Raw genomic sequence first — 20,986 nt, 5'->3', positions numbered from 1 at the left:
TTTTATGAGTAAAACACCAAACTCACTAAAACAATTGGCGCTCCAAAAGTTTAAAAAGAACTTTTGGGGCGTTTTCAGTTTCTATTTTATCGTATTAGTGGGTTTGGTATCCATTTTTGCTTACGTTTTTGCACCCGATAATTCTCAGTATGCAAATCAAATGCACTTGTCTATTCATTCTCAATCTCCCGGATTTAAAATCAAAATGCTTACCATTCCATCACTAGTTAAAAATGAACAAACGGTTTTGGATAAGTTGTTTTTTGGAATTAAAAATACGGATACCGAAGTACCAATTTCTGATTATACTATTAAAAATAATTATTTAAATTATACCGAGTATGCTACTGATGGGTTAAAGGGTGTGGAGAAATCTTTGAACTTGTCTAAGTTTTCTAGTACTCAAGTTAAGGATTTTATACAAGAAAAAACCTTTGTGTTTGGAACCGATAAGTATGGGAGAGATTTATTAAGTCGGGTGCTAGTTGGAGCCAGAATTTCATTTTTTATAGGTTTTGTTGCTGTTTTTATTTCATTAGTTATTGGGATATTAATGGGCAGTTTAGCGGGTTATTTTGGTGGAAAAGTTGATGCACTAATTATGTGGATAATAAACGTTACATGGTCTATTCCCACATTGCTGTTGGTTATTGCCATTACTTTAGCCTTAGGCAAAGGGTTTTGGCAAGTATTTATTGCTGTAGGGTTAACCATGTGGGTTGAGGTAGCTCGAGTGGTAAGAGGGCAAATAATTAGCACCAAAGAAATGCAATATGTTACAGCCGCAAGAGCATTAGGATACAATGATTTTAGAATTATTACTAAGCATATTCTTCCAAACATTATGGCACCAGTTATTGTAATTTCTGCTGCAAATTTTGCTGCAGCTATTTTAATAGAAAGCGGATTAAGTTTTTTAGGTATAGGAGCACAACCGCCAATGGCAAGTTGGGGTGCTATGATAAAAGATCATTATAACTATATAATTCTAGGTAAGCCTTACTTAGCAATAATTCCAGGGTTTTGTATAATGAGTTTGGTTATGGCGTTTATGTTAATTGGTAACGCATTACGTGATGCTCTTGATGTAAAGAGTTAAGGGGTTTTATTTTTTATTTTGAATAATCTCTAGCTGTCTCATAGGCATAGCATCAATAATTGAAAAAAGAGTATCAGTTTTAAGAAAACTATTTTGTTTTAATTTTACTGAACCATCTAAACCTATCAAGGTTATTTCGTACTCTAAATGAGTTTTTTTTATTTTAGTAGTAGTTGGTTTCCAAGTTGTTTTTGAGTTGATTCCTAGTCTGTATTTGTCTTGATTAAATTGATAAATAATAAGCTTTCTGTCCTTTAAATCAGCAGCATGTAATGCTAAGTGTTCTATTTGCTCTACATAAACAGGGTTAGTAAGCGTATTTGTCTCAATAATAAGAATTCTATGTTTCCATTTAAGAGATGCAATATCTTGCGTGTAAATTAAATTTGTAGATATAAATATTAAAACTATAATACACCGCATTTTTATAAATTTATAGGTTTAGAATATGATTCCAAATTTCTGTATTTACAGGAATGCCTTCTTTTAAATTTTTAGTTCTCACCTTTAAAACTCGCTCTCCCGGATAATAGGTTTTTGTGCCTTTTGATACAGGAGTAACATCGTGCGTGTAATCAATAATTTCATTAAGTAGTCGCTCCTGTAATTCGGTATTGCCAATAGTATCCTTATCTATGCAAATATAAACTTGAGACACACCAGTTTCATAAGGTTCTAATCCTAATTTGTATGTAGATTTACCTGATGCTAAAACAGTTGCAAGCATATCTAAAACTAAGGATAATGCAGACCCTTTCCAGTAACCTAAGGGCAGTGCGCGTTCACTAGCTAAAATATCCTCTGGGTTTTTAGTTAAATTGTTATTATTATCCCATCCACCATCAATAGGTAATTGCTCTCCTTTTAATTTGTATTGCTCTATTTTACCAAACGAAAATTGAGATACCGCCATATCTAAAACAACATGTCCATTTTTCCGAGGTATAGAAACTATAAAAGGGTTATTGCCTAGTCTCAGCTCTTTACCACCCCATGCAGGCATATTAGGTTTTGTATTGGTAAATAAAATTGAAATACAATTTGCATCGGCAGCTTGCCATCCATAATATCCACCACGCATCCAGTGGTTTGTGTTTCTTAAAGCAACAATACCAATGCCACTAGTTTTTGCAATTTCTACAGCTCTATTTGTACATGTAATCGCATTAGTTATACCTGGGCCATTGTTACCGTCCCAACGTTCAATATTACCAAAAGTTTCTACTTTTTTTGGTTTGTTATTTTTAGTAATCAAGTTTTTTTCAGCATAGTCTAAAAAAAGAGATACTCTATTAATACCATGAGAGTTTACGCCGCATAAGGTGTTTTCAGTAAAAACATTAGCTAAAGTTTTAGATATATCTTTTAAAAACCCCTTTTTTAAAAATAAGTTATAGAGTGTTTGCTCCATATCACTTTTCTTAATCTTCATCATAGTTGTAAATTGTAATGAAATTTAGTAAAAATGAATATAATAAATGATTATGAGTTTTGCGCTAAACTTTAGCGTATTGATTTGATTTTTATTACAGTTTTAAGTTTTTGTTCAAACCATCTATGTAAGTAAGCAACATATCGCTACCCATATTTTTTGTTGAAGAGGTAATAAAATAATTTGGCATGTCTTCCCAAAATTCTAGCATTACAGCTTTATAATCATCAATATGATGTTCTATAGCTTTAGGTTTTAACTTGTCTGCTTTGGTGAAAATTATAGAAAACGGTATTCCGTTTTCTCCAAGCCATTTCATAAAATCTAAATCAATTGGTTGTGGTTTGTGGCGTATATCGACTAAAACAAAAGCAGTAACTAATTGCTCACGATGACTAAAATATTGTGTAATAAACTTTTGAAATGTTTTTTTTGCACTCTTAGAAACACGAGCATAACCATAACCAGGTAAGTCTACCAAATGCCAGTTTTTATTAATTAAAAAATGATTAATCAATTGTGTTTTTCCTGGCCTTCCTGAAGTTTTAGCTAAACTTTTTCTTTTGGCTAGCATATTTATCAGAGAAGATTTTCCAACGTTACTTCTACCAATAAAGGCATACTCTGGTAAGCTGCTTTTAGGGCATTTTTCTACATCAGAATTACTAACTACAAATTCAGCAGATTTAATAATCATTTTGGTAGTTGAAATTAAGTTTTTTTGAATTTTTACAGTTCACGCTTAGTTAACCAAGAATTCAGTATTGTATTGAATTCGTTAGGTTTTTCCATCATGGCAGCGTGCCCACATTTGTCAATCCAGTATAAATCTGAATTTGGTAACAATTCATGAAATTCTTCAGCAACTTCTGGTGGTGTAACATTATCATTTTTACCCCAAATAATACATGTTGGTGTATCCATGTTAGGTAAGTCTTTTGCCATATTATGTCTAATAGCACTTTTGGCAATAGCTAAAGTTTTAACCAGTTTGTTGCGGTCGTTTACTGTAGCATAAACTTCATCTACAATGTCTTTTGTAGCTACTTCAGGATCATAAAAAACGTCTTGCGCCTTCTTTTTAATCACTTCATAATCGCTACGTTTGGTGTAGCCACTACCCATAGCACTTTCATAAAGGCCTGAACTGCCTGTAATAATAAGTCCTTTTATTTTTTTAGGGTATAATTTAGTATGATATAATCCTATATGACCACCAAGGGAATTTCCAAGTAGTATAACTTCTTTAAAGCCTTTAAATTCTATAAATTCATGAAGATACTTAGCAAAAGTTTTTACATTAGTTTTAAGAAGCGACATGGAATAGATGGGTAATTCAGGAATTACAATTTTATAGCCTTTTTCTCTAAAAAAATCTTTTACAGCATCAAAATTACTTAGCCCTCCCATTAAACCGTGTAACACTATAATTGGTGTGCCTTCTCCAACTTCAATATAACTGTAGTTTTTTTCTTTTTTTAAGCTATCCTCCATTAATATTAGTTCATCCGTTTCGTCAAAAAACAAATATAGTTAAATCATTCATATTTCAAGAGTTTTAATTTTTTCTAAATAAAGCCACTTAAAACAAGTGTTGTTAACATTGATTCGAGATTAGTTTTACCACTAATTAACCTATTGAAAACCATAGTTTTATTCTGTAAAAACCATGTTTAAATCCGATTAAAACCTCATAGATCTTAAAAATTATTAACAAAAGTGGTATAAAGTGGTAAATGGTGGTAAAATTTGATATATTTGAAACTTAAACACCAAAAACTAAATCTGTTATAGTGCATTCATTAATAGGGACATACAATTGTAAAGTTGATGCTAAGGGGCGTATGATGATACCTGCTGGCATGAAGAAACAGTTGCTGCCTATTTTGGATGATGGCTTTGTGTTGCGTCGTTCTGTATTTCAAAAATGTTTGGAATTATATCCAATGGCAGAATGGCAATTGTTAATGCAAAAAATGAATAAGCTTAACAGATTTAAGAAAAAAAATAATGATTTCATTAGAAGATTTAGTGCTGGTGCAAGAATTATTGAGGTGGATGGAAATGGTAGATTGTTAATACCTAAAGATTTAACATTAATCGCCAATATTTCAAAAGACATTGTAATCTCGCCTTCGATAAACATTATCGAAATATGGGATAAGGCGTTATATGAGCAATCTATTGACGATGCTGCTCTTGATTTTGCTGATTTGGCTGAAGAAGTAATGGGGCAAGACAATGACGACGATGTATCATAATCCAGTTTTATTAGAAGAAACAGTTGATGGTTTAAATATAAAGCCTGATGGTGTTTATGTAGATGTAACTTTTGGTGGTGGTGGGCATAGTAAAGAGATTTTAAGCCGGCTGGGGGAAAATGGAAGGCTCTTAGCTTTTGATCAAGATAAAGATGCGTTAGCAAATACTTTGGATGATGACCGGTTTACTTTGATAAATGAAAACTTTAGATACGTAAAGCGATTTTTGAGGTTTTATGGTGTAAAAGAGGTTGATGGTGTGTTGGCAGATTTTGGTGTATCGTCTCATCAATTTGATGTTGCAGAACGTGGATTTTCTACAAGGTTTGAAGCGAAGTTGGACATGCGAATGAATCAAGAAAATAAATTATCGGCATATCATGTGGTTAACGAATATGAGGAAGAGCAGCTTAAGCAAGTATTGTTGCAATATGGAGAGTTAAGACCAGCACCTGCTATGGCAAGAGTTATTGTAGCTGAAAGAAAGAACGAGCCTATTATAACTAGTGATAAATTAAAAAAAGTGTTGCGACAGTTTTTGCCGCCGCGGCATGAGAATAAAATTTTGGCGCAAATATATCAGGCTATACGTATTGAGGTGAACCAAGAGATTGAGGCTTTAAAGGAGTTTTTATTGCAAACTCCAGAGATTTTAAAACAAAACGGAAGGTTAAGTTTTATATCCTACCATTCTTTAGAAGATAGGTTGGTAAAGCGTTTTATAAGAAACGGTTTGTTTGAGGGAGAGCCAGAACGTGATGTGTTTGGAAATTTTGAAGTGCCTTTAAAAAAAGTGAATGGTTTAATTGTACCAACACAAGATGAGATTAAGTTAAACAATAGGGCGCGCAGTGCAAAACTTAGAGTAGCAACAAAGTTGTAGTGAAGTATTGTTTTGGCCGATAAACCCGCGTTAGGGATTGAACGGCATGTTTGAAATCCCCGACGTAGGAGGGATTGAGTAGTGAAAGCCCGACCCTTGTGGTAACGCCCAAATAACAACAAAAATAGAAGTTGAATTTGTAAATAGCGATGAAGAAAAACATCTATAACATATTAAAAGGAACATTTTTAGTAAGTGATGATTCGTTTAAAAACTGGCGTATTATCATCTTTATTTCGGTTCTGGCTATTGTTATGATTGCGAGTTCGCATAGTGCAGATGAAAAAGTGCATGAGATTGCGAGGTTGGAGAATGAAGTAAAGGAAATGCGATCTGCATTTGTAGATGGGCGATCTAGATTGATGAAGTTAAAAATGGAGTCTACAGTGGTGGCAAAAATGAAAGAAAAAGGACTGGCGCCTTCTGTGATTCCGCCAAAAAAGATAAAAGTAAAAACACAAAATTGATAATAGACGTTGGCTATTAGTGAAAAACACATATTGAACCGATTGTATTTTGTAGCAGGATGCATGTTTGTTTTTGGGGTTGCCGTTATGGTGAAACTAGGGAACATTCAGTTTGTACAAGGTGACGAATATCGTGCTAAGGCTAGTGAGCGTATAGTGAAAGATTTTGTGATTCCTGCAAATAGAGGGAATGTGTATTCGGTTAATGGAAATTTACTAGCCACTTCCATCCCTAAATATGATATTAGATTTGATGCGTTAACGCCTAAAACTTCAATTTTTGAAGATAATTTAAAACCGCTTTGTGATTCTCTGGCAAAGTTTCCAGGTAAAAAAACGTCGTCTCAATACCAGCGTACAATACGTAAAGCTAGAGCTAATAAAAATAGGTATTTTTTATTAGGGAGAAACTTAGGATACTCAGAATACATGAGAATGCGCACTTTTCCAATGTTAAAGATGAGTCCGTTTAAAGGTGGGTTAATTGTAGAGCAGAAAACAAAGCGTGAGCACCCTATGGGTGGCATTGCACAACGTACTATTGGTTACGAGCGAATTGATGAACAAGGGCATATTACGCGACCTGGATTGGATGGTGCTTTTGGGGTAAAATATTTACGAGGTACTAACGGAAAACATGCTAAACAACAAATAGGTAAAAACCAATGGAAACCTATAAATGATACTAATAAAATTGAGCCTAAGGATGGTTTAGATGTGTATACTACTATAGATGTAAATATTCAAGATATTGCACATCATGCCTTATTAAAACAACTAGAAATTTATGAGGCGGAGCACGGTTGTGTTGTTGTAATGGAGGTTGAAACAGGAGAGATTCGTGCTATTTCTAATCTTGGTAGAACTAAAAAAGGGACGTATTACGAGCGGTTAAATTATGCAGTGGGTGAATCTCACGAGCCTGGATCTACATTTAAGGTTATGGCACTTATGGCTGCTTTAGAAGATAAGGTTATTGATACGGCTACGGTAGTAGATACCAAAATGGGAACAAAACGTTTTTATGGTAGAACGATAAGTGACTCTCGTGGACATGGTAAAATTTCTGCTGCGCGTGCATTAGAAGTGTCTTCTAATATTGGGTTAGCTACTATAATTGATATGCATTATGCAGACGATCCTAAAAAGTTTATTAATAGAATTAAAGGATGGGGATTGAACGATACGTTAGATATCCCGATTATAGGAGAAGGTAAGCCTATTGTGCCTGAGCCTGGTGATAAAATATGGAGTAAAAATGCACTGCCGTCTATAGCTTATGGTTACAATTTGCAGGTTACGCCATTGCACACATTAACGTTTTATAATGCTATAGCTAATAATGGACAAATGGTAAAACCAAGGTTTATTAAAGCTGTAAAAGAATTTGATAAAGATGTTGAGGTTTTTGACAAAGAGGTGATGGATAAAAAAATATGTTCTGAAAAAACCTTAAACGAAATTCAAGAAATATTAAAAAATGTAGTGGTTAGAGGTACGGGTAAAAAAATGTATTCTAAAAACTTTTCGATGGCAGGTAAAACAGGAACTGCAAGAACAGATTATCAAAATTATGAGGAATGGCGAAAGGATAGAAAGTACGTATCGTCATTTGCGGGATACTTCCCTACTGAAAACCCTAAGTATTCTTGTATTGTGGTAATCCATAAACCAAGTACAGAAGTTGGGTATTACGGTGCTGATGTTACAGGGCCAGTTTTTAAAAGTATAGCCCAAAAAATATATACTGATACGCCTTTAATAGATGAAGTGGAATCTTTAGAGGTAAAGCATGCCGCAGTAGAACATCAGTTTGAAGGCTATTATGATATTGCACAAACTTATAAAACTATTATGCCAAATGTAGTAGGATTACCAGCTATGGACGCTGTAGCCTTATTAGAAAATATGGGGTTGAGGGTAGATTTTAAAGGCGCAGGTATAGTGAAAAAACAATCTGTTGCAAAAGGACAAAAAGTAAAAAAGAATCAAAATATTGTTTTAGAAATTTCGTGAGTATTTTAAAAGACATATTGTATAAGGTTAATATTAATGCTGTAGTTGGTAATACCAATATAGTAGTGAATGCTATTGACTTTGATTCTAGAAACATTGTAAAAAACGACGTTTTTGTTGCTGTTGTAGGAACTGTTACAGATGGTCATAAATACATAGATATTGCTATAAAACAAGGCGCTAAAGCTGTAATATGTGAGGTTTTGCCTAATGATTTAATTGAAAAGGTAACTTATATCGAGGTGGATAATTCAAATAAAGCATTAGCAATAATGGCATCAAACTATTACGATACACCTTCGGAAAATTTACAGCTAGTTGGTGTAACAGGTACTAATGGAAAAACGACAGTAACTACATTGTTATATCAGCTATTTAAAAATGCGGGTTATAAGGTTGGTTTGTTATCTACAGTAAAAATTTTAATTGATGATGTTGAGTATAAGGCAACACATACTACACCAGACTCTTTAACCATCAATAAATATTTAAAAATGATGAATGATGTTGGTGTAGAATTTTGCTTTATGGAAGTGAGCTCTCATGGTATTCATCAAAGTAGAACAGAAGGTTTAAAATTTAAAGGCGGTGTATTTACTAATTTATCACACGATCATTTAGATTATCATAAAACATTTGCTGAGTATCGTGATGTAAAAAAGTTGTTTTTTGATGGTTTAGATAAACAGGCATTTGCAATATCTAATACCGACGACAAAAGCGGATTGGTAATGTTGCAAAATACAGCAGCGAAGCAATACACTTATGCTTTAAAAGGCTATGCGGATTATAAAGCGCAGATATTAGAGAATGAGTTTAGCGGTTTATTGCTATCTATTGATGGGAGTGAGGTTTGGACTCGGTTAATCGGAAATTTTAATGCCTATAATGTTTTAGCAATTTATGCTACAGCTGAATTATTAGGACTAGAAAAAGTTGAAATACTACGATTAATTAGCGAGTTGCAAAGCGTTAGTGGTAGGTTTCAATATGTGGTGTCTGATGAAAAAATTACGGCAATTGTAGATTATGCACATACACCTGATGCGTTAAAAAATGTGCTTGAGACAATAAATAGTATTCGTACTAAAAACGAATCGCTAATAACCGTTGTGGGTTGTGGTGGCGATCGTGATAAAACTAAGCGACCAAAAATGGCACACATTGCCTCTGAGTTAAGCACCAAAGTAATTTTTACCAGTGATAACCCGAGAAGTGAAATCCCTGAGCGTATTATTGATGATATGGAGAAAGGTGTAGCACCTCAAAATTTTAAAAAAACACTGTCTATTGTAGATAGAAAACAAGCTATTAAAACAGCGTGTCAATTAGCTGAAACTAATGATATTATTTTGATTGCTGGCAAAGGACACGAGACCTATCAAGAGATTAAAGGCAAGCGTTTTGATTTTGATGATTATAGCATAGTTCAAGAATTATTAATACTGATGCAAAAGTAAATGTTATACTATCTATTTGAATATTTAGAAAAACAATTCCAGTTTCCTGGAGCTACACTCTTTGGTTTTTTAACCTTTAGAGCGGCTTTAGCTATGATTCTGTCTTTATTAATTTCTACCATTTATGGAAAACGTATCATTCGCTTTCTTCAAAAAAAACAAATGGGTGAAACCATTAGAGATTTAGGTTTAGCAGGACAAGCTGAAAAAGCTGGAACGCCAACTATGGGTGGCATCATCATTATTTTGGCAACACTTATTCCTGTGTTCTTATTAGCAAAACTTGAGAATATATACATCATAGTACTAATCGTCACTACGCTATGGATGGGAGTTATTGGTTTTTTAGATGATTACATAAAGAAGTTTAAAAATGATAAAGATGGTTTAAAGGGGCGCTTTAAGGTACTTGGTCAAATAGGGTTAGGAGTAATTGTGGGCGCTACGTTCTTTTTTCATTCAGAAGTAACCATAAAAGAGGAGATTGAAACTTCTAATCAGGAACAAATTATGTTTCAAAATACGTTTCAAGTTAAAGAGTTTAAAGCAGAACAAAAATCAACCAAAACTACTATTCCGTTTGTAAAAGAAAATGAGTTTGATTATGCAGATTTAATTACCTGGATAAGCCCTGAACTAGAAAAATATGCATGGATAATTTTTATACTAGCAGCCATTTTTATTATAACAGCTGTATCAAACGGTGCAAATTTAACCGATGGTATAGATGGTTTGGCAGCAGGAACTTCAGCTATTATAGTATTAACCTTAGGCATATTTGCATGGGTGTCTGGTAATATTATTTTTTCAGATTACCTTAATATCATGTACATACCAAGGGTAGAAGAAATCACAATTTACATCGCTGCTTTTGTGGGTGCGCTTATTGGTTTTTTATGGTATAATACGTATCCCGCACAAGTATTTATGGGCGATACTGGTAGCTTAACCATTGGTGGTATTATAGCGGTAATAGCTATTGCCGTTCGTAAAGAGTGGTTAATTCCTTTATTGTGTGGTATTTTTTTAGCTGAAAACTTATCAGTAGTAATGCAGGTAAGTTGGTTTAAGTATACAAAGAAAAAATATGGTGAAGGACGACGCATTTTTAAAATGTCGCCATTACATCATCATTATCAAAAATTAGGATATCACGAGAGTAAAATAGTAACACGTTTTTGGATTGTTGGTATTATACTAGCTATCATTTCAATAGTAACGTTGAAAATAAGGTAACAAGTTTGTTATTCCCTCGAAGAAGGGAATCTCAATAAAAAGTAAAAGTAATTGAGCAGAAAAGAAAAGCAACCGAGTGAGCAACTTTCCTCCAAAGGAGGAGTTGGAGGTGGTTTTTTAGTGATTTTAGGAGGAGGAGAAAGTGGTGTAGGTACAGCACTTTTAGGGAAAGCAAAAGGTTATGATGTTTTTGTTTCTGATAAAGGAAAAATAAAGGAATCATACAAAAAAGTTCTTATACATAATGAGATTGAATGGGAAGATGAGCAGCATACAGAGGATAAAATTCTAAATGCTGACTTGGTGATGAAAAGTCCTGGTATTCCAGAAACGGTGCCTTTAATTAAAGGTATTAGGGCGCATGAAATTCCAATAGTATCTGAAATTGAATTTGCTTCTAAATTTAGTAACGCAACACTAGTTGGGATTACAGGGAGTAATGGGAAAACCACAACGGCTACACTAACACATCATTTATTAAAAAATGACTTAAATGTGGGTTTAGCAGGTAATATTGGCGATAGTTTTGCGCAACAATTATTAGAATATAATTATGAAAACTATGTTTTAGAAATCAGCAGTTTTCAGTTAGATGATGTGATTGATTTTAAGCCTAAAATAGCAGTAATCACCAATATAACACCAGATCATTTAGATAGGTATAATTATCAATTTGAAGATTACGTGAAAGCGAAATTTAAAATTGTAATGAATCAAACATCTGATGATTATTTGATTTATGATGCTGACGATGAGGTTATTGTAAATCATTTAAAGAAGCATCCAGTTCAGTCTACATTATTGCCTTTTTCACTTGTAAAAAAGATTGAAAATGGAGCATATTTTGAAAATAATAAAATAATACTAACGATAGAAAACGATAAACTAATTATGCCAACACGCAACTTAACCCTCGAAGGAAAACATAACATCAAGAATGCCATGGCCGCATCTACTGTGGCGCATTTGTTGAGAATTAGAAAACAAACCATACGTGAAAGTTTGGAGAATTTCCAAGGTGTAGAGCATAGGCTGGAGCAAGTGCTTAAAATTAATAAAGTACAATACATTAATGACTCTAAGGCAACTAATGTAAATGCTACATATTTTGCTTTAGAAAGTATGGATGCCCCTACAGTTTGGATTGTTGGAGGTGTAGATAAGGGAAACGATTATCGAGAGCTGTTTCCTTTTGTAAATGAAAAGGTAAAAGCAATTATTTGTTTAGGAGTTGATAATGAAAAACTCATGAATACTTTTGGTAACATGGTAGATGTTATTATTGAAACTCAATTTATGAGTGAAGCTGTAAAGATAGCATATAAAGTAGCTGAAGCTGGAGAAAACGTATTGTTATCGCCAGCATGTGCAAGCTTTGACTTGTTTGAGAACTACGAGGATAGAGGACGTCAATTTAAAGATGCAGTTAGAAATTTGTAATTCTATCTTAATTTTCCTGAAATACAGAAACTAATGTTAGTTAATAATATAATTAAAAAGAACAAATTCTTCCGTTAGAGAAGGTGCCTGCAAGGGCAGATGGTATGCAACAGATATTTAAAAACATAAAAGGAGATCGTTTAATTTGGGCTATTGTAGCGCTATTAGCTATTTTATCATTTTTACCAGTTTACAGTGCTGCGAGTAATTTGGCTTATAGAGGTGGTGGTAGTAATACCTTTGCTTTTTTTATTAAACATTTTGTGCATTTATTACTCGGATTTTCCATAATGTATGGTGTGCATAAAATCCCTTATCGTTATTTTAGAGGGTTGTCGTTGGTAATGATTCCTATTGTTTTGGTATTACTCACCATCACCATTTTACAAGGAACTACTGTTGAAGGTGCAAGTGCGAGTAGGTGGATAAAATTTGGAGGTATGTCTTTTCAAACATCTACGTTAGCTTCAGTAGTTTTAATGGTATATGTAGCTCGATATTTATCTAAAATGAAGGATAAGATAATAACATTTAAGTCGTCTATTTTACCGTTATGGCTTCCTGTGTTTTTAGTGCTAGCATTAATTTTACCTTCTAACTTTTCAACCACGGCAATTATATTTACCATGGTTTTAGTGTTGGTGTTTTTAGGCGGTTATCCTATAAAGTATTTAGCCATCATATTAGGTTCGGGTTTAGTGGCCTTAACGTTTTTTGTTTTGGTAGCAAAAATGACTAACGGGCCTTTAAAAATAAAAGTAAATACTTGGGAGAACAGAATAAAAAATTACTGGAATGGAGAAGATACTGAAGCAGATTACCAGATAGAAAAGGCTAAAATAGCCATAGCATCAGGTAAGATTAAGGGTGTTGGTCCAGGAAAAAGTATTCAAAAAAACTTCTTGCCGCAATCCTCTTCCGATTTTATTTTTGCAATTATTATAGAAGAATATGGATTAATTGGTGGATTTTTCATCATGCTATTGTATTTATGGTTACTCTTTAGAGTGATTATTGTAGCTCAAAAATCTGATACCATTTTCGGAAAACTGTTAGTTCTAGGAGTTGGTTTGCCTATAATTTTTCAAGCTTTAATAAATATGGCGGTGGCGGTAGAGTTGTTTCCAGTTACGGGGCAAACTTTACCATTAATTAGTAGTGGGGGTACATCAATCTGGATGACTTGTCTTGCAATTGGTATTATATTAAGTGTTAGCGCCAGACGAGAAGAAATAAAGGAACAAGAAATAAACGAAGATAACCCATTAGAAATACTTTCAGAAGCACTATAAATGTTAAGTAATAAGCACTATAAAATTATTTTATCGGGAGGTGGCACAGGTGGTCATATTTACCCAGCTATTGCTATTGCTAACGAATTAAAAAGTAGATATCCAGAATCTGAGTTTTTGTTTGTAGGAGCTAAGGATAGAATGGAAATGGAAAAGGTGCCACAGGCTGGATACAATATAAAAGGATTGTGGATTTCTGGTATTCAAAGGCAATTAACGCCAAAGAATTTGATATTTCCATTTAAACTAATAAGTAGTCTTTGGAAAGCGCAACGTATTGTAAAGTCGTTTAAACCAGATGTAGCTATTGGTACAGGAGGTTTTGCAAGTGGGCCATTGTTGCAAATGGCAGTATCTAATAACGTGCCTGCAATATTACAAGAACAAAATTCTTATCCTGGGATTACAAATAAATTACTATCTAAAAAAGCACAAAAAATTTGTGTGGCTTATGAAGGTTTAGAGCGTTTTTTTCCGAAGGATAAAATTAAGATCACAGGCAACCCTGTAAGACAAGATTTATTAAGTGTAGATGGAAAAACCGAAGAAGGTAAAACCTTTTTCAATCTTACACCTAGTAAAATAACACTTTTGGTTTTGGGTGGAAGTTTAGGGTCGAGACGTATTAACGAATTAATCGAAAAAGAGTTAGATTTTTTTGATACTCAAAATCTAGAGGTTATTTGGCAATGTGGCAAGTTCTATTATCAGCAATATAAACTGTATGGTAATTCTAAAGGTATTCAGGTTCATAAATTTTTAAATAGAATGGACTTAGCGTATGCTGCAGCAGATATTATTATTTCAAGAGCAGGAGCAAGTTCTGTTTCAGAATTATGTATAGTTGGAAAACCAGTGATATTTATTCCGTCGCCAAATGTAGCAGAAGATCATCAAACTAAAAACGCTATGGCGATTGTTAATCACGATGCTGCATTGTTGATAAAGGAAGATGAGCTAAATGCAGATTTCGAAAATAAGTTTTCAAGACTTAAATCTGATGCTGTAAGGCAATTACAATTAGGAAAAAACATTAAAAAATTAGCTTTAATAAATGCAACGAATGATATCGTTGATGAAGTAGAAAAATTACTAAATAGATGAATTTAGATAGTGTACATAACGTATTTTTTATTGGTATAGGTGGTATCGGTATGAGTGCATTGGCACGGTATTTTAAATCTATAGGTAAAGCCGTTTCAGGTTACGATAAAACACCTTCTGAAATCACCAAAACTCTTGAGAATTTAGGGATATCTGTTCATTTTAAAGACAATGTTGATGGTGTAGACGACCTATATAAAAATAAAAGCACCACATTGGTAGTGTATACACCTGCAATACCTAAAACACAAGTACAGTTAAACTATTTTAAATCTAATGGTTTTAACGTTATGAAGCGTTCAAAAATATTAGGTTTAATTACAGAAAACACCTTTTGTTTAGCAGTTGCAGGTACACACGGTAAAACAACGACAACTAGTATATTAGGACATTTATTGTATCAAAGTAATGTTAAGTTAACTGCTTTTTTAGGAGGTATTAGTGAAAACTATAATTCTAATCTTATCTTAAATGGTGATGATGTTTCGGTAGTTGAAGCGGATGAGTTTGATAGATCGTTTTTAACATTGTCTCCAGATTTGGCTTGTATCACTTCAATGGATGCAGATCATTTGGATATATATGGTGATGCTTCAGCCTTAAAAAAATCATTTGAAGATTTTTCAAAAAAAATAAAACCTAATGGTAAGTTGTTTGTCAAAAACGGATTGCCTTTACAGGGAATAACTTATGGCATTGAAGATGATGCAGATTATGCTGTTCAAAATATTAAAATTGAAAATGGTGCTTATGTGTTTGATATTAAAACACCAGATACCATTTTAATAGACTTGAAGTTTAATCTCCCAGGAAGACATAATTTATCTAATGCGTTAATAGCAATGGCTATGGCTATTGAATATGGGGTGACTGCTAATACATTAATAAGTGCATTAGCTTCATATAAAGGTGTAAAGCGCAGATTTACATACCAAATTAAAACAGATAGTTTGGTTTTTATTGATGATTATGCGCATCATCCAGAAGAAATTAATGCAGTACATGGTGCTGTAAGAGAGATGTATCCTAAAAAAAGAGTACTGGCTATTTTTCAACCCCATTTGTATACTAGAACAAGAGATTTTATTAATGATTTTGCAGAAAGTTTATCAAAATTTGATGAAGTGTTATTACTAGATATATATCCAGCGAGAGAATTACCTATTGAGGGTGTAACCTCAAATTGGTTGCTAAATAAAATAAAAAACACTAACAAGAAACTAGTAGGTAAACGGGATCTTGTTTCAGAAATATATAAAAGTACAGCAGAAGTTATTTTAACTCTTGGTGCTGGAGACATAGGGGAAGAGGTAAAACATATTAAAAACAAATTAAGCGTTGCGAGTTAATTGGAATTACATAAAAATGATTGGTTTATTAGCAGTAGTGGTGTTTTTGTATGCTTTTGCTACAGTTAAAAATAATGTAAGAACAACATCAAAACCTAATATTTCTTTTTTAGGTAAAAACAATCTTTTTATCTCACATGAAACTGTTAGTAAATTGTTAATACAAAATCAAGAAGGCGTTAAAAATAAGGCTAAAGAAACTTTAGATTTGAATAGATTAGAAATCGCCCTGAATTCTAACCCCATGATAAAATCGGCAGAGGTGTATGTTGCTGTAAATGGGATGCTTAGTGCAGAAGTTGAACAAAAAACACCTATTGCAAGAGTAAGTACTAACGCATCTTATTATATAGATGATGCGGGTAATTATATGCCATTATCATCTAATTACACTGCGCGAGTGCCTCTAGTTACTGGTTATGTTGAAAAAAATAATTTACAACGTGTTTTTAAAGTTGCCCAAATGGTAGAAAGGGATGATTTTTTAAAACATCATGTTGTAGAGATTAATCAAAGCGCAAACGGTGCATTAGCTTTAAGACTAAGAAAATGTGATTTTATTGTAAACCTTGGCGGTTTAGAGTTTTTAGATAAGAAAATAAATAACTTAAAGGCTTTTTATAAAAAAAGCTTAAAAGAAAAGACATTAAATATATACAGCAAAGTGAATTTGCAATTTGATAACCAAGTAGTGTGTACCAAAACTTAAAACATGGAGCATAATTTATCAGTAGGTTTAGATATTGGAACCACAAAAATAGTGGCGATGATTGGTCGTAAAAACGAATACGGCAAACTTGAGATTTTAGGTATTGGTAAATCTAAAAGTTTAGGGGTACACCGTGGTGTCGTTAATAATATTACACAAACTATACAATCTATTCAACAGGCTGTTCAGGAGGCTGAAGCTACAGCAGAATTAAAGATTGAAGAAGTTACAGTAGGTATTGCAGGTCAACACATTCGCAGTTTACAGCACAGTGATTATATAACAAGACCAAATTCTGAAACCGTAATAGATGAAGATGATATTGATAGATTAATAAATCAAGTCCATAAGCTAGTAATGCTTCCAGGTGAAGAAATTATACACGTATTACCACAAGAGTTTAAAGTGGATGGTCAAGCCGAGGTTAAAGAACCTATTGGCATGTATGGTGGCCGCTTAGAAGCAAATTTCCATGTGGTTGTTGGGCAAGTATCTTCAATTCGAAATATAGGGCGTTGTGTGCAAAGTTCAGGTTTAAATCTAGAAGGTATCACTTTAGAGCCTTTGGCATCGGCAAATGCAGTTTTGAGTCAAGAAGAAAAAGAAGCAGGCGTTGCGTTAATTGATATAGGAGGTGGTACGACAGATTTAGCCATATTTAGAGATGGTATTATTCGTCACACAGCGGTTATACCATTTGGAGGGAATGTTATTACAGAAGATATTAAAGAAGGGTGTTCTATTATAGAAAAACAAGCAGAACTCTTGAAAATAAAATTTGGTTCTGCGTGGCCTGGTGAAAATAAAGAGAATGAGATTGTATCTATTCCTGGATTACGAGGACGAGAGCCTAAAGAAATCACTTTAAAAAATCTCTCAAGAATTATTCATGCTCGTGTGGTTGAAATTGTTGAACAAGTTTTTGCTGAGATTAAAAATTATGGGCATGAAGAGCAGAAGAAAAAACTAATTGCAGGTATTGTATTAACTGGTGGTGGTAGCCAGTTAAAACATTTAAAGCAGTTGGTAGAATATATTACAGGGATGGATACTAGAATAGGCTATCCTAATGAGCATTTAGCTGGCGATAGTGATGCTGATATTACCAGTCCTTTGTATGCAACAGCTGTTGGTTTGGTGCTTGATGGATTAAAGCGTAAAGAGCGCATTAAAGTAGAAGCAGCAGAACAAGAAGTTTACGAAGAGCAAATTAAAGATGAAACCATTAGCGAAGAAAAGATTGAAAAGCCATTGAAAGAGCGTAAATCATTTTTAGATAAGTTAACCGAACGCGTTAAAGATTTTTTAGATAACGCAGAATAGTATTAGAATAAACCATTGATCAAAAAATAATATTTAGAACCCCAGAAAACAAGAATTTATGAGCAGCAAAAACGAATTCGAAAGTATTGCATTTGATTTACCCAAAAATCAATCTAATGTCATAAAAGTTATCGGTGTTGGCGGTGGCGGTAGCAATGCTATTAATCACATGTTTCAACAGGGTATAAAAGGTGTAGATTTTTATATCTGTAATACTGATGCACAAGCCTTACAAAATAGTGGAGTACCTAATAAAATTCAGTTAGGTTTAAATTTAACCGAAGGTTTAGGAGCTGGTGCAAATCCAGATATTGGAGAGCAATCTGCAGTAGAGAGTTTTGATGATATCTCTCAAATGCTTGATACAAATACCAAAATGGTATTTATTACAGCAGGCATGGGTGGTGGTACTGGTACAGGTGCAGCACCTATAATTGCTAAAATGGCAAAGGATAAAGATATCTTAACTGTAGGTATTGTAACCATGCCTTTTCAGTTTGAAGGAAAAATGCGTTTAGAGCAATCTCAAAAAGGTATTGAGAAGTTAAGAAATGTTGTAGATTCTTTAATTGTAATTAATAATAATAAGCTTCGTGAAGTATACGGAAATTTAGGGTTTAAAGCTGGGTTTTCTAAAGCTGATGAAGTGCTATCTACTGCTGCTCGCGGAATAGCTGAGGTTATTACACATCACTACACACAAAATATAGATTTACGAGATGCCAAAACGGTTTTAAGTAATAGTGGTACTGCTATTATGGGTTCATCTATAGCCTCTGGTGAAGATAGAGCGCAGGATGCTATTCGTAAAGCTTTAGATTCCCCATTATTAAATGATAATAAAATTACAGGAGCTAAAAATGTATTGCTTCTTATTGTTTCTGGTGAACAAGAAATTACTATTGATGAGATTGGAGAAATTAATGATCATATTCAAAATGAAGCTGGCCATGGTGCAAATATTATTATGGGTGTTGGTGAAGATGAAACTTTACAAGAATCAATTTCTGTAACCATTATTGCTACAGGATTTAATATTGAACAACAAGATGAAATTTCAAATACTGAAACTAAAAAGGTTGTTCATGCTTTAGAAGATGATGCTGAAAAGAAAGATAAAGAACCTGTAATTATTGCACCAATAGTAGAACTAGAGAAAAAAGAAGCAGCCCCTGTAGTTAGGCATACTTTAGATATAGATGAAGTTGAAGAGGAAATTACTTCGGCAGAAAAAGTTGTAGTTGAAAAGCCAAAACCTAGTGATGCACCAAAAGATTTCACTTTGATACCAACTTCAGAATTAATAAAAAATATTGACGTAGTTTACGAGGAGGCAAATACAGTTATTGAAGAAGATGATTTTATCATTAAACCAATAACAACAATGGAAGTTGAGGAAGACGTTTTTGAACAAGATGAAGATGAACAGCAAATAACGTTAACTTTTGATTTGCCATTATCTACAAAAAATGAAGAAGAACCAACAGCTGCGGATACAGTTACGTATAGTCTTGATGAAGAGGAAATAAATGCTATACCCGTAAACGATCATGTAGAGTTAATAACAGTTACCGAAACTAATGAAGACGGAAACGATATACGTTATGCTTTAGATGATTATATTGAAGCAGAATCTTCAATGAACCAAGCACAAGTAACAGCTAAAGAAGTAGCAGAAGAGATTCAAGAGGATATTGTTTTTGAAAAGAAAGTATTGCAAGAAACGACTGTTGAAGAAGAAATAGATGAAGATGTTGAAGATACCGAGTTGCCAATTTCTGAAATACTAAAACAGCGTACAGCAGAACGTAGACGTAAGATGAAGGACTTTAATTATAAATTTAATACAGCTAAAATTGATGATATCGAAAAAGTGCCAGCATATAAACGTCAAGGTGTAAATTTAGAGGAAGCTAAACATTCTTCTGAAACAGATATTTCCAGAACTAGTGTTGGTTTAGATGATAATGATGATATTCAAATTAGAACAAATAATTCTTTTTTACATGACAATGTAGATTAATTAAGATACTTCTGTGTTTAACCTCACTTAAGTTATGATCCCGAAGAGTTTCCCTCATTCTTTTCGGGATTTTTTATGTCTTTTTTCTATCTTCGCAGCTCTTTCAAAAAAAGATTATGGGTTTACAAGAAGATATAATGACAGCTTTAAAAAATGCGATGAAAGCTAAAGATCAAACAGTATTAACAGCATTACGAGCAGTTAAATCTGCAATTATTTTAGCAAAAACCGAAACCGGAGCTGGCGATGAATTGTCTGAAGAACAAGAGCTTAAGATACTGCAAAAGCAAGTGAAGCAACGAAAAGATAGTGCAGCTGTTTATTTAGAACAAGGTAGGGAAGATTTAGCTTCACCAGAACTAGCAGAAGCAGAAATTATTAGTCAGTTTTTACCAGAAGCCTTAACGGAAGAGGAAATAACCAAAGTTGTTGTAGCTACAATTGAGCAAGTTGGAGCAGAAGGCATGAAAGACATGGGTAAGGTTATGGGTATGGTTAGTAAACAATTAGCAGGACAAGCTGATGGTAAAACCATTTCAAATATTGTTAAAGCAAACTTGTCTTAAAAGTTTTAGTAGAATATAATGGCTGCGTAGTTCAACTGGATAGAATATCAGATTTCGGCTCTGAGGGTTGGGGGTTCGAATCCCTTCGCGGTCACGAATAAAAAGAAAATCTCTGTGTCAAATCAAGCTCGCTTGAATTTGTAAGCAGAGATTTTCTTTTTTCAACGCGTAGCGTTAAGGGATATGTAATCCCTATTAAATGATACTTAAATTATATTGTTTTACAAAGCTCGCTTGAATTTGTAAGCAGAGATTTTCTTTTTTCAACGCGTAGCGTTAAGGGATATGTAATCCCTATTAAATGATACTTAAATTATATTGTTTTA

19 protein-coding genes and 1 tRNA gene are annotated in these 20,986 nt (G+C 33.5%); 16 read left to right on the top strand and 4 right to left on the bottom strand.

From position 1 onward, the window contains the following. The first annotated feature begins 4 nt into the window (after positions 1 to 4). Positions 5 to 1,099, top strand: coding sequence for an ABC transporter permease (locus ACKGJY_RS14055; protein ID WP_413974530.1), 1,095 nt, complete (start codon positions 5 to 7; stop codon positions 1,097 to 1,099). A 6-nt stretch (positions 1,100 to 1,105) separates the two neighbouring features. On the opposite strand, the gene ACKGJY_RS14050 is transcribed toward ACKGJY_RS14055, so the two are convergent. The 4 genes from ACKGJY_RS14050 to ACKGJY_RS14035 form a co-directional block, all read right to left on the bottom strand. Beyond that, complete coding sequence (locus tag ACKGJY_RS14050; protein ID WP_413974529.1) at positions 1,106 to 1,522, bottom strand: DUF4174 domain-containing protein; 417 nt, start codon at positions 1,520 to 1,522, stop codon at positions 1,106 to 1,108. Positions 1,523 to 1,532: 10 nt separating this feature from the next. Continuing rightward, positions 1,533 to 2,534, bottom strand: coding sequence for a 3-dehydro-L-gulonate 2-dehydrogenase (gene yiaK / locus ACKGJY_RS14045; protein WP_413974528.1), 1,002 nt, complete (start codon positions 2,532 to 2,534; stop codon positions 1,533 to 1,535). Positions 2,535 to 2,625: 91 nt separating this feature from the next. Continuing rightward, the gene (yihA, locus tag ACKGJY_RS14040; RefSeq protein ID WP_413974527.1) at positions 2,626 to 3,228 is read right to left on the bottom strand and encodes a ribosome biogenesis GTP-binding protein YihA/YsxC; all 603 of its coding nucleotides are present in this window, start codon (positions 3,226 to 3,228) and stop codon (positions 2,626 to 2,628) included. A gap of 32 nt (positions 3,229 to 3,260) precedes the next feature. After that, positions 3,261 to 4,025 (bottom strand): alpha/beta fold hydrolase, encoded by a 765-nt coding sequence (locus tag ACKGJY_RS14035; protein WP_413974526.1) that lies wholly within the window; start codon positions 4,023 to 4,025, stop codon positions 3,261 to 3,263. A 299-nt stretch (positions 4,026 to 4,324) separates the two neighbouring features. Here ACKGJY_RS14035 and mraZ point away from each other — a divergent pair, with 299 nt between their 5' ends. The 15 genes from mraZ to ACKGJY_RS13960 all read left to right on the top strand — a co-directional run bounded on the left by mraZ (position 4,325) and on the right by ACKGJY_RS13960 (position 20,754). Continuing rightward, positions 4,325 to 4,792, top strand: a complete 468-nt coding sequence (gene mraZ / locus ACKGJY_RS14030) for a division/cell wall cluster transcriptional repressor MraZ (protein WP_413974525.1) — start codon at positions 4,325 to 4,327, stop codon at positions 4,790 to 4,792. Continuing rightward, the gene (gene rsmH / locus ACKGJY_RS14025) at positions 4,773 to 5,675 is read left to right on the top strand and encodes a 16S rRNA (cytosine(1402)-N(4))-methyltransferase RsmH (protein WP_413974524.1); all 903 of its coding nucleotides are present in this window, start codon (positions 4,773 to 4,775) and stop codon (positions 5,673 to 5,675) included. Before mraZ ends, rsmH begins: the two co-directional genes overlap by 20 nt. A gap of 149 nt (positions 5,676 to 5,824) precedes the next feature. Next, complete coding sequence (locus ACKGJY_RS14020; RefSeq protein WP_413974523.1) at positions 5,825 to 6,142, top strand: FtsL-like putative cell division protein; 318 nt, start codon at positions 5,825 to 5,827, stop codon at positions 6,140 to 6,142. A gap of 63 nt (positions 6,143 to 6,205) precedes the next feature. Beyond that, entirely contained in the window at positions 6,206 to 8,158 is a 1,953-nt protein-coding gene (locus ACKGJY_RS14015; RefSeq protein ID WP_413974555.1) for a penicillin-binding protein, read from the top strand. After that, positions 8,155 to 9,618, top strand: a complete 1,464-nt coding sequence (locus ACKGJY_RS14010) for a UDP-N-acetylmuramoyl-L-alanyl-D-glutamate--2,6-diaminopimelate ligase (RefSeq protein ID WP_413974522.1) — start codon at positions 8,155 to 8,157, stop codon at positions 9,616 to 9,618. The genes ACKGJY_RS14015 and ACKGJY_RS14010 overlap by 4 nt, the downstream gene beginning before the upstream one ends. Next, positions 9,619 to 10,854: a phospho-N-acetylmuramoyl-pentapeptide-transferase gene (gene mraY, locus ACKGJY_RS14005; RefSeq protein ID WP_413974521.1), complete on the top strand. Its 1,236-nt coding sequence runs from the start codon at positions 9,619 to 9,621 to the stop codon at positions 10,852 to 10,854. Positions 10,855 to 10,974: 120 nt separating this feature from the next. Next, complete coding sequence (gene murD, locus ACKGJY_RS14000) at positions 10,975 to 12,294, top strand: UDP-N-acetylmuramoyl-L-alanine--D-glutamate ligase (protein WP_413974554.1); 1,320 nt, start codon at positions 10,975 to 10,977, stop codon at positions 12,292 to 12,294. A gap of 104 nt (positions 12,295 to 12,398) precedes the next feature. After that, complete coding sequence (locus ACKGJY_RS13995) at positions 12,399 to 13,586, top strand: FtsW/RodA/SpoVE family cell cycle protein (protein WP_413974520.1); 1,188 nt, start codon at positions 12,399 to 12,401, stop codon at positions 13,584 to 13,586. Next, positions 13,587 to 14,690 carry an undecaprenyldiphospho-muramoylpentapeptide beta-N-acetylglucosaminyltransferase gene (murG, locus tag ACKGJY_RS13990; protein WP_413974519.1) on the top strand — a complete coding sequence of 368 codons (1,104 nt, stop codon included), beginning with the start codon at positions 13,587 to 13,589 and terminating at the stop codon, positions 14,688 to 14,690. Then, positions 14,687 to 16,039, top strand: coding sequence for a UDP-N-acetylmuramate--L-alanine ligase (murC, locus tag ACKGJY_RS13985; protein ID WP_413974518.1), 1,353 nt, complete (start codon positions 14,687 to 14,689; stop codon positions 16,037 to 16,039). The genes murG and murC overlap by 4 nt, the downstream gene beginning before the upstream one ends. Positions 16,040 to 16,055: 16 nt before the next feature. After that, positions 16,056 to 16,748, top strand: coding sequence for a cell division protein FtsQ/DivIB (locus tag ACKGJY_RS13980; protein WP_413974517.1), 693 nt, complete (start codon positions 16,056 to 16,058; stop codon positions 16,746 to 16,748). Positions 16,749 to 16,751: 3 nt separating this feature from the next. Beyond that, positions 16,752 to 18,071: a cell division protein FtsA gene (gene ftsA, locus ACKGJY_RS13975; protein WP_413974516.1), complete on the top strand. Its 1,320-nt coding sequence runs from the start codon at positions 16,752 to 16,754 to the stop codon at positions 18,069 to 18,071. 58 nt (positions 18,072 to 18,129) lie between these two features. Next, complete coding sequence (ftsZ, locus tag ACKGJY_RS13970) at positions 18,130 to 20,094, top strand: cell division protein FtsZ (RefSeq protein ID WP_413974515.1); 1,965 nt, start codon at positions 18,130 to 18,132, stop codon at positions 20,092 to 20,094. A gap of 116 nt (positions 20,095 to 20,210) precedes the next feature. Next, positions 20,211 to 20,660, top strand: a complete 450-nt coding sequence (locus ACKGJY_RS13965) for a GatB/YqeY domain-containing protein (RefSeq protein ID WP_413974514.1) — start codon at positions 20,211 to 20,213, stop codon at positions 20,658 to 20,660. 20 nt (positions 20,661 to 20,680) lie between these two features. Further along, positions 20,681 to 20,754: transfer RNA gene (locus ACKGJY_RS13960), tRNA-Arg, on the top strand. The last annotated feature ends 232 nt before the right edge of the window (positions 20,755 to 20,986 follow it).

This window comes from Hyunsoonleella sp. 2307UL5-6 (genome assembly GCF_047345485.1).
Taxonomy (GTDB): Bacteria; Bacteroidota; Bacteroidia; order Flavobacteriales; family Flavobacteriaceae; genus Jejuia.
This window is presented reverse-complemented; position numbering and strand designations above follow the sequence as displayed.